We start from the raw sequence: 14073 nt of genomic DNA, 5'->3' as shown, positions 1-14073 counted from the left end.
AATCCAACCACCGTTCCTCCCCTCTCGCGATGTCTGGTCTGACCCAATGCTCGCTTTCGCGATCTTTCTCGCCACCCTCGTCCTGGTCATCTGGCAGCCGAAGGGCCTCGGCATCGGCTGGAGCGCCTGCGGCGGCGCGGTCGTCGCGCTGGCGCTCGGCATCGTCGATCTGGCCGACGTCGGGCTGGTCTGGGGCATCGTCTGGGACGCCACCTTCACCTTCGTCGCGCTGATCGTCATCTCCCTCATCCTCGACGAGGCCGGCTTCTTCCACTGGGCGGCGCTGCATGTCGCCCGCTGGGGCGGCGGCAACGGCCGCCGGCTGTTCCCGCTGGTGATCCTGCTCGGTGCGGCCATCGCCGCCGTCTTCGCCAATGACGGCGCGGCGCTGCTCCTCACCCCGATCGTCCTCGCCATCCTGCTGCGCCTCCAGATCGCGCCCGCCGCGGCCTTCGCCTTCATCATCGGCTGCGGCTTCGTCGCCGACACCACCAGCCTGCCGCTGGTCATCTCCAATCTCGTCAACATCGTCTCGGCCAACTATTTCGGCATCGGCTTCGACCGCTACGCGGCGGTGATGGTACCGGTGAACTTCGTCTCCCTCGCTGCGACGCTCGCCGTCCTGTGGATCGCCTTCCGCCGCGTCCTGCCGCAGAGCTACGATGCGGCGACGCTGGAGGAGCCGCGCGAGGCGATCAAGGATCCGGCGGTGTTCAGGGCGGCCTTTCCGCTCCTGGCCGTCCTCCTGATCGCCTATTTCGTCACCGCCCCGCTGGATGTGCCGGTCGCCTTCGTCACCTGCGCCGGCGCCCTCGTCCTGATGGCGATCGCCGGCCGCTGGTTTGGCGGCGGCGGCGCGGTCGTCTCGCTGCCTCGGGTTCTCAAGGAAGCACCGTGGCAGATCGTCCTGTTCTCCCTCGGCATGTATCTGGTGGTCTACGGCCTCGGCCAGGCGGGCCTCACCGACCTCTCCGCCGGCGTGCTCGAATGGCTGGCCTCGAAGGGCTCCCTCGTGGCGACGGTCGGCACGGGCTTTGCGGCGGCGATCCTCGCCTCGGTGATGAACAACATGCCCGCGACCCTCGTCGGCGCCCTGGCGATCGGCCAGGGCGATCTCGACCCGCTGACGCGGGAGCTGATGATCTACGCCAACGTCATCGGCAACGATCTCGGCCCGAAATTCACCCCGATCGGCTCGCTCGCCACCCTGCTCTGGCTCCATGTCCTCTCGCGCAAGGGCCAGACCATCACCTGGGGCCAGTACATGAAGATCGGCCTCCTGATCACGCCGCCGGTGCTTCTGGCGACCCTCGTCGGCCTCTGGCTCTGGCTTCCGCTCGTGTCGGCCTGAGCGCGGCAGCGCGAAACCCCCCGGCCCTGAGCGCGGCAGCGCGAAACTGCCCGATGTCATGCGCGCCGACGCGAACTCCGTAGGCGTCTCACGAGCGTTGGAACGATGCCGGAAGACGGCCGGTTTGCCTTGACGACATCCGCGCGCCCCGCCGGGCCGCGCGCGTGCGACCCAGTCAAGGAGATCCAGACATGCGAGCAGTGGTATTCCATGGCGTCCGCGACATCCGTCTCGATACCGTCCCGGACCCCAAGATCGCCGCCCCCACCGACGCCATCGTCAGGCTGACGTCCTCCGCCATCTGCGGCACCGACCTTCACATGATCCGCGGCACCATGCCCGGCATGAAGGCCGGCACCGTGATGGGCCACGAGGGCGTCGGCATCGTCGAGGAAGTCGGCTCCAACGTCCGCAACCTGAAGCGCGGCGACCGCGTGGTCATCCCCTCCACCATCGCCTGCGGCTGCTGTTCCTACTGCCGCGACGGCTACACCGCCCAGTGCGACACCGCCAATCCGAACGGCCATCTCGCCGGCACGTCCTTCTATGGCGGCCCGGCCCCGACCGGTCCCTTCGACGGTCTGCAGGCCGAATATGCCCGCATCCCCTATGCCAACGTCAATCTCGTGCCGCTGCATCCTGAGATCACCGACCACCAGGCGATCTGCCTGTCCGACATCGCCTCCACCGCCTGGTTCGGCGCCGACATCGCCGACATCGAGATGGGCCGCGGCAAGACCGTCCTCGTCATGGGCTGCGGCCCGGTCGGCCTGTTCACCATCCTCGCCGCCTGGCACTACGGCGCCCAGCGCGTCATCGCCGTCGACCGCCGGCCGGACCGGCTCGCCAAGGCGCAGGAACTCGGCGCCGAGATCGTCAATTTCGAGGAGGAGAACCCCATCGAGGCGGTCCGCGAGCTGACCGGCGGCATCGGCCCGGACCGGGCCATCGACGTCGTCGGCGTCGACGCCTTCAAGCCGGTCAAGGGCCCGATGAGGGAGGTGGTCGAGAAGCGCGCCGAGATGTATGCGATGCAGGTCAAGCAGATCGCCGAATCCAGCGCGGCCACCGACGCGGCGCACTACGCCGCCGGCGACGCCCCGTCACTGTCGCTGGAATGGGCGGTCGAGAGCCTGGCCAAGGCCGGGACCCTGTCGATCATCGGCGTCTATCCCCAGAGCGACCAGTTCTTCCCCATCGGCGCGGCGATGAACAAGAACATCACCATGCGGATGGGCAACGCCAACCACAAGAAATACGTCCAGCAGCTGGTCGAGCTGACCCGCAAGGGCGGTCTCAAGCCCGAGCACATCCTCACCGAGACCGAACCGATGCGCGACGTCATCAAGGCTTACGAGACCTTCGACAGCCAGGAGAAGGGCTGGATCAAGGTCGAGCTCGACCCGGCCGCCTGAACCGGCCCGCACGAGGCCGCATCGGGCCCACGAACAAGACGATCGGCGGGCGTCAGTCCGCCGCTCGTCGCCGCGCCCTCAACCCCGCGGCTTGTACACATGCGCCTCGGCCGGAAACGTCCGGCCGCGGACCTCCTGCGCATAGGCCTTCACCGCCTCCGACACCGCCTCGCCGATCGCGCCGTAGCGCTTGACGAACCTCGGCACCCGCGCCGTCAGCCCCAGCATGTCGTTGAGGACGAGGATCTGCCCGTCGCAGGCCGCCGACGCGCCGATGCCGATGGTCGGGATCGCCACCGTCCGGGTGATCTCCTCGGCCAGCGGCTCGACCACTCCCTCGATCACCACCGCGAAGGCCCCCGCCTCGGCCACCGCCACCGCATCGCCGAGGATCTTGTCGCGCGCCGCCGCGTCGTGGCCCTGGCTGCGGAAGCCCCCGAGCGCGTTCACCGCCTGGGGCGTCAGGCCGACATGGGCCATCACCGGGATGCCGCGCGCGGCCAGGAATGCGACCGTCGGCGCCATATGCGCGCCGCCCTCGAGCTTCACCGCGCCGCAGCCGGTCTGCGCCATCACCCTTGCCGCCGCGCGGAACGCCGCTTCGGGCGAGGCCTCGTAGCTGCCGAAGGGCATGTCGACGACGATCAGCGCCTCGGCCGTCGAACCCACCACCGCCTTGCCATGGGCGATCATCATGTCCAGCGTGACGCCAAGCGTCGAATCCATCCCGTGCTCGACCATGCCGAGGCTGTCGCCGACGAGGATGAAATCGACCAGCGGATCGACCAGCGGCGCGAGGGCCGCACTATAGGCCGTCAGCGAGACGATCTTATCGCCGCCCTTCTGCGCCCGGACCTGCGGCGCCGTGCGGCGCTTGCCCTCGTTCTGCGCGCTCATCGCCCGTCTCCCGTCATCGCCTCGCTCAGGCCGTCCGCGCCTCGCGCTGGTCGATCAGGAGCACCGGCCCGACCTCTGCCGTCACCAGCATCACCACCGGCCGGTCGATCGCCTCGACCTGTTCGAGATCGCGCGCGTCGCAGATGTCGAGGGAGCGCAGCGCCACGCCGGGTTCGGCGGCGATCGTCGTCGTCATCTGCGCCAGCACCTTGGCCGCATCGCCCTCTCCCGCTGCGATCATCGCCGCGCCCTCGGCCAGCGCCTTCGACAGCACCCGCGCCGCCTGCCGATCCTCCGGCGACAGCCGGACATTGCGCGACGACATCGCCAGCCCGTCCGCCTCGCGCACCGTCGGCACGCCGACGATCTCCACCGGAACATTCAGATCCGCCACCATCCGGCGGATGACGGTGAGCTGCTGAAAATCCTTTTCGCCGAAATAGGCCCGCGTCGGCTGGACGATGTTGAACAGCTTCGCCACCACCGTCGCGACGCCGGAAAAATGGCCGGGCCGCACCTGGCCGATCAGCATGTCGCCCAAGGGTTTCAGCGAGATCGTCGTCTGCAGCGGCTCGGGATACATCGTCGCGACGCCGGGCGTGAAGACCGCGTCCACCTCTGCCGCATCCAGCAGCGCGAGATCGCGCTCCATGTCCCGCGGATAGGTCGAGAAATCCTCGTTCGGCCCGAACTGCGTCGGATTGACGAAGATCGTCACCACCACCCGGTCGTTCTCGGCCCGGGCCCGACGCACCAGCTCCAGATGGCCGTCATGGAGATAGCCCATGGTCGGCACGACGCCGATGCTCTCGCCCGCCTGCCGCGCCGGCCGGAGCGCGGCCCGCAACGCCTCGATCGTCTCATGTCTGTCCACGGGTCATCATCCATTGCTGCGCCGCGACGGCGTTCTATCGGCTCGAACCGCCGAGCGGAAGGGAAAAGCCCGACAGGCGGGATCGCGTCAAGCGATCCGGTCCCGAGACCGGCCCCCCACACCCGCCCAGCCCCCCAAGCGACGACCCATCGCATTTCCTGATGACACCCATCGCGATTGCGCGTTTGCCGCCGGCCATTTGCGGAGTAAAAGCGAGGATCACGTCCATCCGTCTCGAGGTTGATCGTCATGAGCGCCGCTCCCGCCCGAGACCGTCCCGACAACGCCGCCCTCATCGCCATCGGCGCCGGCTGCCTGATCGCGCTCCTGACCTTCGGGCCGCGCTCGGCCATCGGCTTCTTCCAGCTGCCGATGCTGATGGACACCGGCTGGAGCCGCGACGAGTTCGCCATCGCCATCGCCATCCAGAACCTATGCTGGGGCGCCGGCCAGCCGCTGTTCGGGGCAATCGCCGACAAGTTCGGCACCGCCCGGGTGCTGATCCTTTCCGGCCTCCTCTATGCCGCGGGCCTCGCTGTGACGGCCGTCGCCCCCTCGCCCTTCTTCCTCACCATCGGCTCCGGCGTCCTCGTCGGGCTCGGCGTCGCCTCCGGCTCCTTCGGCATCGTGCTGGCCGCCTTCGCCAGGCGGGTCAGCGCCGAGCAGCGCTCCTTCGTCTTCGGCCTCGGCACGGCGGCGGGCTCGGCCGGCATGTTCCTCTTCGCGCCGCTGTCGCAGGCTTTGATCGACAGCTATGGCTGGTCGGACGCGCTGCTCGTTCTCTCGGCGATGATGCTGCTCGTTCCGCTGCTCTCCTTCGCCCTCAGGGGCAACGGCCAGACCCGCCGCGACCTCAAGCCCGAGATCGAGCAGACCATGGGCGCGGCCCTGCGCGAGGCCTTCGCGACCCGGAGCTTTCTCCTGCTCACCTCGGGCTTCTTCGTCTGCGGCTTCCAGGTCGCCTTCATCACGGCCCACTTCCCGGCCTTCCTCGCCGATGTCGGCATCGCGCCGACATGGGCGGTGGTGGCGCTGTCGCTGATCGGCTTCTTCAACATCATCGGCTCGATCTCGTCGGGCATCATCGGCCAGCGCGTGTCGAAGCCGCATTTCCTCGCCTGGATCTATGTTGGCCGCTCGATCGTCGTCACGATCTTCATGCTGACGCCGATCACCCCGGCGACGGTGGTGGTCTTCTCCGTCGTGATGGGTCTCCTGTGGCTCTCCACCGTGCCGCCGACCAATGCTCTCGTCGCCATCATGTTCGGCACGAAGTATCTCGGCCTGCTCGGCGGGCTCGTCTTCTTCTCCCACCAGATCGGCTCCTTCCTCGGCGTCTGGCTCGGCGGCTATCTCTACGAGATCTACGGTACCTACGACGTCGTCTGGTGGCTCGGCGTCGTCCTCGGCCTCTTCGCGGCGCTCATGCACTGGCCGATCCGGGAGAGCGCGGTGGAGCGGCCTGCGTTGGCGGTGTGAACCGGCTGCCCGAGCGAGATCGAGTCCGTGCAATAGATCTGAAACGACCGCTCATTCACCCCGGCGAGATCCTGCGCGAGGATTTTCTGGCGCCGCTCGCCATGACGCCCTATGGCCTGGCGAAGGCGCTGCACGTTCCGCGAACCCGGATCGAGCGGCTGGCCCGGGAGGAAACGCCGGTCACGGTCGACACGGCCTTGCGGCTGGCGCGCTATTTCGGCACGATGCCGGAGCTGTGGCTGAACCTCCAGAGGTCATACGACCTGCAACTGGAAACCGGTCGCAAGCACGACGAGAGCGCCGCGATCATTCCTCGGCAGAGGGGTTGCGCCGCGGCCTGACGCCGGCCTTCCCCAGGGCGGCCAGCAGGCCGTGCCGCGCCTCGGGTTCCTTGATGCCGCGCGGCCCGAAGACGTTGCGGGCGAGGAAGTAGCCGGTCAGGCGAAAGGCCGCGCGCAGCTCGTCCTCCCCCTCCGCACCGCCCTCTTCCGCCAGAAAGGCCGGCAGAGCGAGGAGCTTGTCGTGCCAGGGCGCGCCCGCCTCGCGGCTGACGGCGCGGCCGGTCTTCGGCGAGACATAGACGAGGTCGCTGGTCTGGCCGGTCGCCGCGCAGCGCGTGAGATCGAGGCCGAAGCCCAATTCTTCAAGAAGCGCGATCTCGAAGCGCAGCATCAGGGCGGCGACCGTCTGCGGTTCGGTGAGATGCTCGATCAGGACGGCCAGCCCATCATAGAGCCGGGGATGCGGATCGCGCTCGGGCAGGAGCCTGAGATGCGCCGCCGCCAGTTGCACCGCATTCAGCGCCGCGGCGCTCTCGATCAGCGAGGCGGCCCGGAGCGTCACCGGTTCGAGGATGAAGGTGCCCATGTGCTCGTCGAGCCGCGCCCGCCAATGGGCCTCGACGCTGTTGCCCGGCTGCAGAACCGGCTGCTGGCGGCGCGAGCGCCCGCCCCGCACGATGCCGAGATGCCGCCCCCTCGCCCGCGTCATCACCTCTGCGATGACGCTGGTCTCGCCCTGGCGCCGGACGCCGAGCACGATCGCCTCCTCACGCCATTCCATCGCGAAAAGCGCCCTTGCCGATCAGCTCGAGTAGTCGAGCCCCATTTCCCGGTAGCGCTCGGGATCGTCGCCCCAGTTCTCGCGCACCTTGACGAACAGGAAGAGGTGCACCTTCTGGTCCGCCGCCTCCATGATCTCCTCGCGGGCCGCCTTGCCGATGGCCTTGATCGTCTCGCCCTTGTGGCCGAGGACGATCGCCTTCTGGCTGTCGCGCTCGACATAGATCGTCTGCTCGACCCGGGCCGAGCCGTCGGGCCGGGTCTCCCACAGCTCGGTCTCCACATGGGACGAATAGGGCAGTTCCTGGTGCAGCCGCAGATACAGCTTCTCGCGGGTGATCTCCGCCGCAAGCTGGCGCAGCGGCAGGTCCGAGACCTGGTCTTCCGGATAGTACCACGGCCCCTCGGGCAGGGTTTGCGCCAGCCAGTCCATCAGGTCCGGGCAACCCGAGCCGTCGAGCGCCGAGATCATGAACACCCGGTCGAATTCGGTGCGCTCGGTGATCTGCTGGGTCAGGCCGAGCAGCTTGTCGCGCTGGATCCGGTCGACCTTGTTGAGGAGCAGCGCCTTGGTCGACCGCGTGTCCTTCAGCCGCTCGAGGATGCGTTCGACGTCCTCGCTGACGCCGCGCTCGGCATCGACGATGGCCAGAACGATGTCGGCGTCGCGGGCGCCGGACCAGGCGGTCTTGACCATCGCCCGGTCGAGCCGGCGCTTCGGCTTGAAGACGCCGGGCGTGTCGACGAAGACGATCTGGGCGGTCTTGTGCATGGCGATGCCGCGCACCAGCGCCCGCGTCGTCTGCACCTTGTGGGTGACGATGGTCACCTTGGTTCCGACGAGCTGGTTGACGAGGGTGGACTTGCCGGCGTTCGGCGCGCCGATCAGCGCGACGAAGCCCGAGCGCCGCCCGGTGCCGGAAGCTTCGCCCGTCGGTGCGGCCGCACCCGTCGCGCCTGCCGCGCCTGCCGTTCCGATCGCGTCGTCGTTGGTCTCGTCGCTCAATCCGTGTCCTTCCAGACCCCTTCGCGCCGCAGGACTTCCGCGGCGGCTTCCTGTTCGGCGATCCGCTTGGAGCGGCCTCGCCCCTCGGCGGGCGCAATGCCCTCGATCGCCACCCGGATGACGAAGACCGGCTCGTGATCCGGGCCGGAGCGGTCGATCATCTCGTAGCGCGGCGCCGTCGGCCCGCGCTGATGGGCCCATTCCTGCAGCGCCGTCTTCGGGTCGCGCCGCGCCACCACGGCGGCGTCGAGCCGCTCGCCCCAGTGGCGGATGACGAAGTCGCGGGCGGTGTCCAGCCCTTCCCCGAGATAGATGGCGGCGATCAGCGATTCGACGAGGTCGGCCCGGATGTTGCGGGTCCGCTCGCCCTTCAGCTTCTTGAGGTCGGTGCCTTGGCGCACATAGTCGAACAGGCCGATCTCGTCGGCGATCTCGGCGCAGGCCTCGGCGCTGACGAGGGCGTTCAGCCGCAGCGACAGCTCCCCCTCGTCGGCCTCGGGAAACTGCCCGAACAGCCGCTCGGCGATGACGAGGCCGAGCACCCGGTCGCCGAGGAATTCCAGCCGTTCGTAGCTCTTGGCGCCGCCTTCGGTCTGAAGGCTCGCATGGGTCAGCGCCCGCTCGAAGCGCTCCCTGTCGCGAATCTTAACCCCGATCGTCCGTTCGAGCGCCTCGAGGGACTTTTCCCGCGTCACCCGAGCCATGTGAAGAAGCGGCTGGGCCTGAGGTCGGTCGGCCAGTTCCAGACCTCCAGCGGCGACACGTCGTCCTTGATCGAGAAGAAGATCACCCGCGCCTTGCCGACCAGGTTCTCGAACGGCACGTAGCCGACGTCGAACCGGCTGTCGAGCGAGTTGTCGCGGTTGTCGCCCATCATGAAGTAGTGATCCGGCGGCACCACGAATTCCCGGGTGTTGTCGCCCGGCGAGTTGGGCGACAGGTCGAGCGTCGTGTAGGAGACGCCGTTCGGCAGCGTCTCGCGATACTGCTGGGCGGTGGTGCCGTCGTCGAAGGTGAAGTCGCCGGCCGGCTCGCGCGGAATGGCCTTGCCGTTCAGGTAGAGGGCCCCGTCGCGCATCTGGACGTGATCGCCGGGCAGGCCGACGAGGCGCTTGATGTAGTCGACCTCCTCCTCGTGCGGCTTGCGGAAGACGACCACGTCGCCGCGGTCCGGCTCGAAGGAGAGGACGCGCCCCTCGAAGAGGTCCGGCGAGAACGGAAACGAATATTTCGAGAAGCCGTAGCTCCATTTCGAGACGAACAGATAGTCGCCGACCAGCAGCGTCGGCATCATCGATCCCGAGGGGATGGAGAAGGGCTGGAACAGAAAGGTGCGAATGACCAGCGCCAGGAGCAACGCCTGGATGATGACCTTGACGGTCTCGCCGAAGCCGCCCTTGTCCGTCCGTTCGGCCTGATCGACCATCATCTTCTCTTCCAGCCATTGCACCGGGCGCGGCCCGGCCGCAGAGCGCCTTCTACCCACTCGAAAGCCGGCTCGCAACGGCGGCGGCGTTAAACTTTGTCAGGCTGCGGGCGGACGCCGCCGGCCGTGTCGCCGCCGCCCGACTGGCCCTGGCCGGCGAGCCGCTCGACGATCGGCCGCCCGGCCGGGGCCGCGGGCTGGCCGGGCGGCCTGCCCGTCGCGGCGATCTGCCGTCTGCGATGAGCCTGGAAACTGCCGACCGCCGAGCGCACGAGGACATAGCCGGCGATGGCGGCGGCGAGCCCGAGGGGGATCGAACCGATCAGCATCGGCTTCACGATGGGGTCCCAGATGGCCAGGAGATTGGACGGCGACAGCGCCGATTCCAGCGTCGCCGGATGCGGCGCCGCGTCGATGCTCCTCGCCGTCAGCGTGCGGCCGATCTCGTAGGTGGCGCCCCAGATGAACGGAAAGGTCGCCGGATTGCCGACCGCGGTGCCCAGCGCCGCCGCCGCCATGTTGCCGGCGATCACATAGGCGATGGCGAAGGCGAGAAGGAAGTGGAACCCGATGAAGGGCGTGAACGACGCGAACACCCCGGCCGCAAATCCCGCCGCCACCGCATGCGGCGCGGCGTCGAGGCGGATCACCCGCTTGACGAAATAGCGATAGGAGCGCCGGAACGACCGGCGTGGCCAGAGCAACGCCGAGAACCGCTCCCATCGGCTTTCGGGGATCCGCCGCCGAAACAACATGACCGTTCCACTCTCCCGGGACGTTCGACCAAGACCGGCCAACCAAGATCGGCGCCGGGACGACGGCCGGCTCGCAAGGACGCGTTCCGCTCGGCGCGCTCCGGGCCGTCCCCTCCCCCGCGACCACGAGCTTAATGCATGATCTCGGACAGTGGGAACCGTTCGGAGACGATCATACGCGGATGGGGCGATCGCGGGTGCTGCCGATCGCGCCGCCCGCATCCCGCGCCACTCAAGAGCATCCGATTGCGGCAAAAAACCTTTCGGCAGCGACGTTGCGCTTGCCTCGTCACGGCAGGCAGCCAGGCAGCCGGGCAGGTCAGGTCCGCCGGCCGCCGCCTGCCGACCGTCGTCAGAGCGACCGGCTGCCGGGCTTGACCGGCGGGATGGCGGCGAGTTCCGGCGGCAGGGCGTCGGCGGGATAGGCCGGCACCTCGTATTCGGCGAGCGCGATCAGCGGCACGCCGACATCGGCCTTGCCGGCGGAGCGGTCGATGATGCAGGCCGCCGCGACGACGTCGGCTCCGAGATCGCGCATGCAGGCGACCGTCTCGCGGATCGACAGCCCCGTGGTGACGATGTCCTCGACGATGACGACCCGGGCGCCCGGCGCGATCTCGAACCGCCGCAGCCGGAACACGCCGTTCTCCCGCTCGACCCAGATCGCCGGCGCGCCGAGATGCCGCGAGGTCTCGTAGGCCGGGATCAGGCCGCCCACCGCCGGCCCGACGACGAAGTCGACCGGACCGTCCACCGTCTCGCGGATCCTGTCCGCGAGCGCCCGGCACAGCGTCTCGGTCAGGTCCGGATGCATGAACACCCGCGCCTTCTGCAGGAACACCGGGCTCCGGAGGCCGGAGGTCAGGATGAAGTGGCCCTCCAGATAGGCACCGGCCTTCCGGAAGATGTCGAGGACGTCCTCGTTGGTCATGGTCGCTCCGCTTGTCGTCATCGCCCCTTCGTTAGTGACCGGCTGGCGCTGCCGCAAGCCGCCGGTTCAGCCGTTGACGCGGGCGACGTCGGCGACGCAGGACTTGGCCCTGAGCTGCCGGAGCGTCTGGTTGAGATGCTGGATGTCCCAGACCTCCAGCTCGATGACCATGCGGGTGAAGTCCGGCGCGGTCGAGACCATCGAGAGGTTGTGGATGTTGGCGTCGTTGACGGCGATGGTCTCGGCGATCTCGGCCAGCGAGCCCGGCTCGTTCTTCGCCGACAGCATGATGCGGGCGGGGAACCGCTCGCTCATCGCCTCGTCGATGTCCCAGCGCACGTCGATCCAGCGGTCCGGCTCGTCGTCATAGGCGGTGAGCGCCGGCGACTGGATCGGATAGATGATGATGCCCTTGCCGGGCTCGATGATGCCGACGATGCGATCGCCCGGCACCGCGCCGTCCGGGCCGAAATGCACCGGCATGTCGTCGCCGGCGCCGCGAATCGGGATCGCCTTGCCATTGGTGCGCGGCTTCGATCTCGAGCGTCCCGGCATGCGGAAGATCATGCCGGCGGCCGTGCGCAGGTTGAACCAGCCCTCGTCCTCGCCCTTTTCCGCCGGCCGCGCCGCCCGGCTCTCCTGATAGTCCGGAAAGGCCGCCCGCAGCACGTCGGTCGGCTTCAGCTCGCCGCGCCCGACGGCGGCCAGCGCATCCTCGATCTCCCGGTGCCCGAGCTTGCCGAGCAGCGGCTTCAGCGCTTCGCGCGAGAATGTCTTGCCGGCCCGCCCGTAGGTGCGCTCGAGGATCTGCTGGCCGATGCCGGAATACTGCTTGCGGATCTGCGTGCGCGCGGCGCGTCGGATCGCCGCCCGCGCCTTGCCGGTCACCGCGATGTTCTCCCAGGCCTGGGGCGGCGTCTGGCCCTTGGCGCAGATGATCTCCACCTCGTCGCCATTGGCGAGTTCGGTCACGACCGGCATGATCCGTCCGTCGATCTTGCAGCCGACGCAGTTGTCGCCGACCTCCGAATGGACGGCATAGGCGAAGTCGATGGGCGTCGCCCCGCGCGGCAGCGCGATCAGCCGGCCCTTCGGCGTGAAGCAGAACACCTGGTCCTGGAACAATTCGAGCTTGGTGTGTTCGAGGAACTCCTCGGCGGTGTCGCCGCCGGCCAGAAGCTCGATGGTACGGCGCAGCCACCCATAGGCATTGGAATCCTTCGACAGATGCACCGGCCCCGAGGCCGCCCCGTCCTTGTAGAGGGCATGGGCGGCGACGCCGTATTCGGCGACCTCGTGCATCTCCATCGTGCGGATCTGCAGCTCGACGCGCTGCCGGGACGGGCCGACGATGGTGGTGTGCAGCGAGCGGTAGTCGTTCTGCTTGGGCGTCGAGATGTAGTCCTTGAACCGGCCGGGCACCATCGGCCAGGTCCGGTGGACGATGCCGAGGGTGCGGTAGCAGGCCTCCTCGTTGTCGACGATCACCCGGAAGCCGAAGATGTCCGACAGCTGCTCCAGCGACAGCGCCTTCCTCTGCATCTTCGAGAACACCGAATAGGCGGTCTTCTGGCGGCCGGAGACGGTGGCGTGGATGCCGTTCTCCTTCAGCCGCGCCGTCAGGTCGCGCTCGATGGCGGCGATGGTGCCTTCATGGCGCTCGCGCAGTTCGGCGAGCCGCGCGGTCACCGTCTCGTAGGCGTCGAGATTGATGTGGCGGAAGGCCAGGGACTCCAGCTCGTCGCGCATGTCCTGCATGCCCATGCGTCCGGCGAGCGGAGCATAGATGTCCATCGTCTCCTGGGCGATGCGGGCGCGCTTTTCCGGCGCCATCGGGCCCAGCGTGCGCATGTTGTGGAGCCGGTCGGCGAGCTTGACGAGCAGGACGCGGATGTCGTCGGCGATCGCCAGAAGCAGCTTGCGCAGGTTCTCCGCCTGGGCGGCCTTCTTCGACACGAGGTCGAGCTTCTTCAGCTTGGTCAGGCCCTCGACCAGCTGGCCGATCTTCGGCCCGAAGACCTGGTCGATCTCCTTGCGGGTGGCGTCGGTGTCCTCGATCGTGTCGTGGAGCAGCGCGACGGCGATCGTCGCCTCGTCGAGATGCATCTCGGTGAGGATCGCCGCGACCTCGAGAGGGTGGGAGAAATACGGGTCGCCGCTGGCACGCTTCTGCGAGCCATGCTTCTGCATGGCGTAGACATAGGCTCGGTTGAGGAGCGCTTCGTCGAGATCGGGCTTATAGGCCGCGACTTTCTCGACGAGTTCGTATTGCCGCATCATGGGCTTTGGCGATCAGACCTTGGAGGTGACGGAACGACGAAGGGGGCGTCGCCCCATCAAGAACGACACCCCCTTGATATAGTGTCAACGCCTGGCGGCATTGTAGAGGCAAGCGCCTCGCTCATTCAATAATCGTCGGTCTTTTCCGGCGCCACCAGGCCCTCGATGCCGGCGAGGAGGTCGTCCTCCGACATCCGGTCGAACGACACCGGCTCCTCGTCGTCGGCGGCCGGCTGGATCGCGGCGGGCACTTCCGAGGCGGCGGCGGTGACGAGGCGCTGGTTCTCGTCGCGGCGGTCCTGGTCGGGACGCGGCTCCGGCTCGTCCACCTCGACATGCTTCTGCAGCGAATGGATCAGGTCTTCCTTCAGATCGCCCGGCGACAGCGTCTCGTCGGCGATCTCGCGCAGGGCGACGACGGGGTTCTTGTCGTTGTCGCGATCGACCGTTATGGTCTGACCTTGCGAGATCTGGCGCGCCCTGTGGCTGGCGAGGAGAACCAGCTCGAAACGGTTCTCAACTTTATCGACGCAGTCTTCTACGGTGACGCGGGCCATGCCTGTCTCCTGAAACGAATAAATTCGGTGACGAAGTCGCG

At 68.1% G+C, this 14073-nt stretch carries 14 protein-coding genes; 4 read left to right on the top strand and 10 right to left on the bottom strand.

Annotated elements, in window-relative coordinates:
* Positions 1-46: 46 nt before the first annotated feature.
* Both ATO4_RS03930 and ATO4_RS03925 read left to right on the top strand, forming a co-directional pair.
* Entirely contained in the window at positions 47-1351 is a 1305-nt protein-coding gene (locus ATO4_RS03930) for an arsenic transporter (protein ID WP_083590092.1), read from the top strand.
* Positions 1352-1542: 191 nt separating this feature from the next.
* Positions 1543-2766: a zinc-dependent alcohol dehydrogenase gene (locus ATO4_RS03925; protein WP_083590091.1), complete on the top strand. Its 1224-nt coding sequence runs from the start codon at positions 1543-1545 to the stop codon at positions 2764-2766.
* A gap of 78 nt (positions 2767-2844) precedes the next feature.
* Here the strand turns inward: ATO4_RS03925 and panB are convergent, their stop codons facing one another.
* The gene (gene panB / locus ATO4_RS03920) at positions 2845-3663 is read right to left on the bottom strand and encodes a 3-methyl-2-oxobutanoate hydroxymethyltransferase (protein WP_083590090.1); all 819 of its coding nucleotides are present in this window, start codon (positions 3661-3663) and stop codon (positions 2845-2847) included.
* 25 nt (positions 3664-3688) lie between these two features.
* Positions 3689-4537 (bottom strand): pantoate--beta-alanine ligase, encoded by an 849-nt coding sequence (gene panC, locus ATO4_RS03915; RefSeq protein WP_083590089.1) that lies wholly within the window; start codon positions 4535-4537, stop codon positions 3689-3691.
* A 249-nt stretch (positions 4538-4786) separates the two neighbouring features.
* Between panC and ATO4_RS03910 the strand changes: the two genes are divergently transcribed.
* Together ATO4_RS03910 and ATO4_RS03905 are read left to right on the top strand one after the other, a co-directional pair.
* On the top strand, positions 4787-6016 hold the full coding sequence (locus tag ATO4_RS03910; RefSeq protein WP_083590195.1) for an MFS transporter: 1230 nt from the start codon (positions 4787-4789) through the stop codon (positions 6014-6016).
* Positions 6013-6357, top strand: coding sequence for a HigA family addiction module antitoxin (locus ATO4_RS03905; protein ID WP_348626445.1), 345 nt, complete (start codon positions 6013-6015; stop codon positions 6355-6357). Before ATO4_RS03910 ends, ATO4_RS03905 begins: the two co-directional genes overlap by 4 nt.
* On the opposite strand, the gene recO is transcribed toward ATO4_RS03905, so the two are convergent.
* From recO to rpoZ, 8 genes are all read right to left on the bottom strand, one after another.
* Positions 6323-7078: a DNA repair protein RecO gene (gene recO, locus ATO4_RS03900; protein WP_083590088.1), complete on the bottom strand. Its 756-nt coding sequence runs from the start codon at positions 7076-7078 to the stop codon at positions 6323-6325. The genes ATO4_RS03905 and recO overlap by 35 nt on opposite strands.
* Before the next feature lie 21 nt (positions 7079-7099).
* Positions 7100-8083 carry a GTPase Era gene (gene era / locus ATO4_RS03895; RefSeq protein WP_280940475.1) on the bottom strand — a complete coding sequence of 328 codons (984 nt, stop codon included), beginning with the start codon at positions 8081-8083 and terminating at the stop codon, positions 7100-7102.
* Entirely contained in the window at positions 8080-8787 is a 708-nt protein-coding gene (gene rnc, locus ATO4_RS03890; RefSeq protein WP_083590087.1) for a ribonuclease III, read from the bottom strand. Before rnc ends, era begins: the two co-directional genes overlap by 4 nt.
* Complete coding sequence (gene lepB / locus ATO4_RS03885) at positions 8775-9509, bottom strand: signal peptidase I (RefSeq protein ID WP_083590193.1); 735 nt, start codon at positions 9507-9509, stop codon at positions 8775-8777. Before lepB ends, rnc begins: the two co-directional genes overlap by 13 nt.
* 89 nt (positions 9510-9598) lie before the next feature.
* Positions 9599-10264 carry a DUF2062 domain-containing protein gene (locus tag ATO4_RS03880; protein WP_083590086.1) on the bottom strand — a complete coding sequence of 222 codons (666 nt, stop codon included), beginning with the start codon at positions 10262-10264 and terminating at the stop codon, positions 9599-9601.
* 352 nt (positions 10265-10616) lie between these two features.
* Positions 10617-11195, bottom strand: coding sequence for an orotate phosphoribosyltransferase (gene pyrE, locus ATO4_RS03875; RefSeq protein ID WP_083590191.1), 579 nt, complete (start codon positions 11193-11195; stop codon positions 10617-10619).
* 66 nt (positions 11196-11261) lie between these two features.
* A complete protein-coding gene (locus ATO4_RS03870; protein WP_083590085.1) occupies positions 11262-13475 on the bottom strand; it encodes a bifunctional (p)ppGpp synthetase/guanosine-3',5'-bis(diphosphate) 3'-pyrophosphohydrolase in 2214 nt (737 codons plus the stop codon).
* 125 nt (positions 13476-13600) lie between these two features.
* Positions 13601-14032, bottom strand: a complete 432-nt coding sequence (rpoZ, locus tag ATO4_RS03865) for a DNA-directed RNA polymerase subunit omega (RefSeq protein WP_083590084.1) — start codon at positions 14030-14032, stop codon at positions 13601-13603.
* Positions 14033-14073 lie beyond the last annotated feature (41 nt).

This window comes from Aurantimonas sp. 22II-16-19i, from assembly GCF_002088275.1.
Taxonomy (GTDB): Bacteria; Pseudomonadota; Alphaproteobacteria; order Rhizobiales; family Rhizobiaceae; genus Jiella.
Note: the sequence above shows the minus strand (reverse complement) of the source record. Positions and strands in the feature narration are given on the sequence as shown.

What these genes read in the sequence shown, in the direction of transcription:
- ATO4_RS03930 (WP_083590092.1), top strand. Translation starts at nt 47, where the DNA reads ATGCTCGCTTTCGCGATCTTTCTCGCCACCCTCGTCCTGGTCATCTGG.
- ATO4_RS03925 (WP_083590091.1), top strand. Translation starts at nt 1,543, where the DNA reads ATGCGAGCAGTGGTATTCCATGGCGTCCGCGACATCCGTCTCGATACC.
- panB (WP_083590090.1), bottom strand. Translation starts at nt 3,663, where the DNA reads ATGAGCGCGCAGAACGAGGGCAAGCGCCGCACGGCGCCGCAGGTCCGG.
- ATO4_RS03910 (WP_083590195.1), top strand. Translation starts at nt 4,787, where the DNA reads ATGAGCGCCGCTCCCGCCCGAGACCGTCCCGACAACGCCGCCCTCATC.
- recO (WP_083590088.1), bottom strand. Translation starts at nt 7,078, where the DNA reads ATGGAATGGCGTGAGGAGGCGATCGTGCTCGGCGTCCGGCGCCAGGGC.
- rnc (WP_083590087.1), bottom strand. Translation starts at nt 8,787, where the DNA reads ATGGCTCGGGTGACGCGGGAAAAGTCCCTCGAGGCGCTCGAACGGACG.
- lepB (WP_083590193.1), bottom strand. Translation starts at nt 9,509, where the DNA reads ATGGTCGATCAGGCCGAACGGACGGACAAGGGCGGCTTCGGCGAGACC.
- ATO4_RS03880 (WP_083590086.1), bottom strand. Translation starts at nt 10,264, where the DNA reads ATGTTGTTTCGGCGGCGGATCCCCGAAAGCCGATGGGAGCGGTTCTCG.
- pyrE (WP_083590191.1), bottom strand. Translation starts at nt 11,195, where the DNA reads ATGACCAACGAGGACGTCCTCGACATCTTCCGGAAGGCCGGTGCCTAT.
- ATO4_RS03870 (WP_083590085.1), bottom strand. Translation starts at nt 13,475, where the DNA reads ATGATGCGGCAATACGAACTCGTCGAGAAAGTCGCGGCCTATAAGCCC.
- rpoZ (WP_083590084.1), bottom strand. Translation starts at nt 14,032, where the DNA reads ATGGCCCGCGTCACCGTAGAAGACTGCGTCGATAAAGTTGAGAACCGT.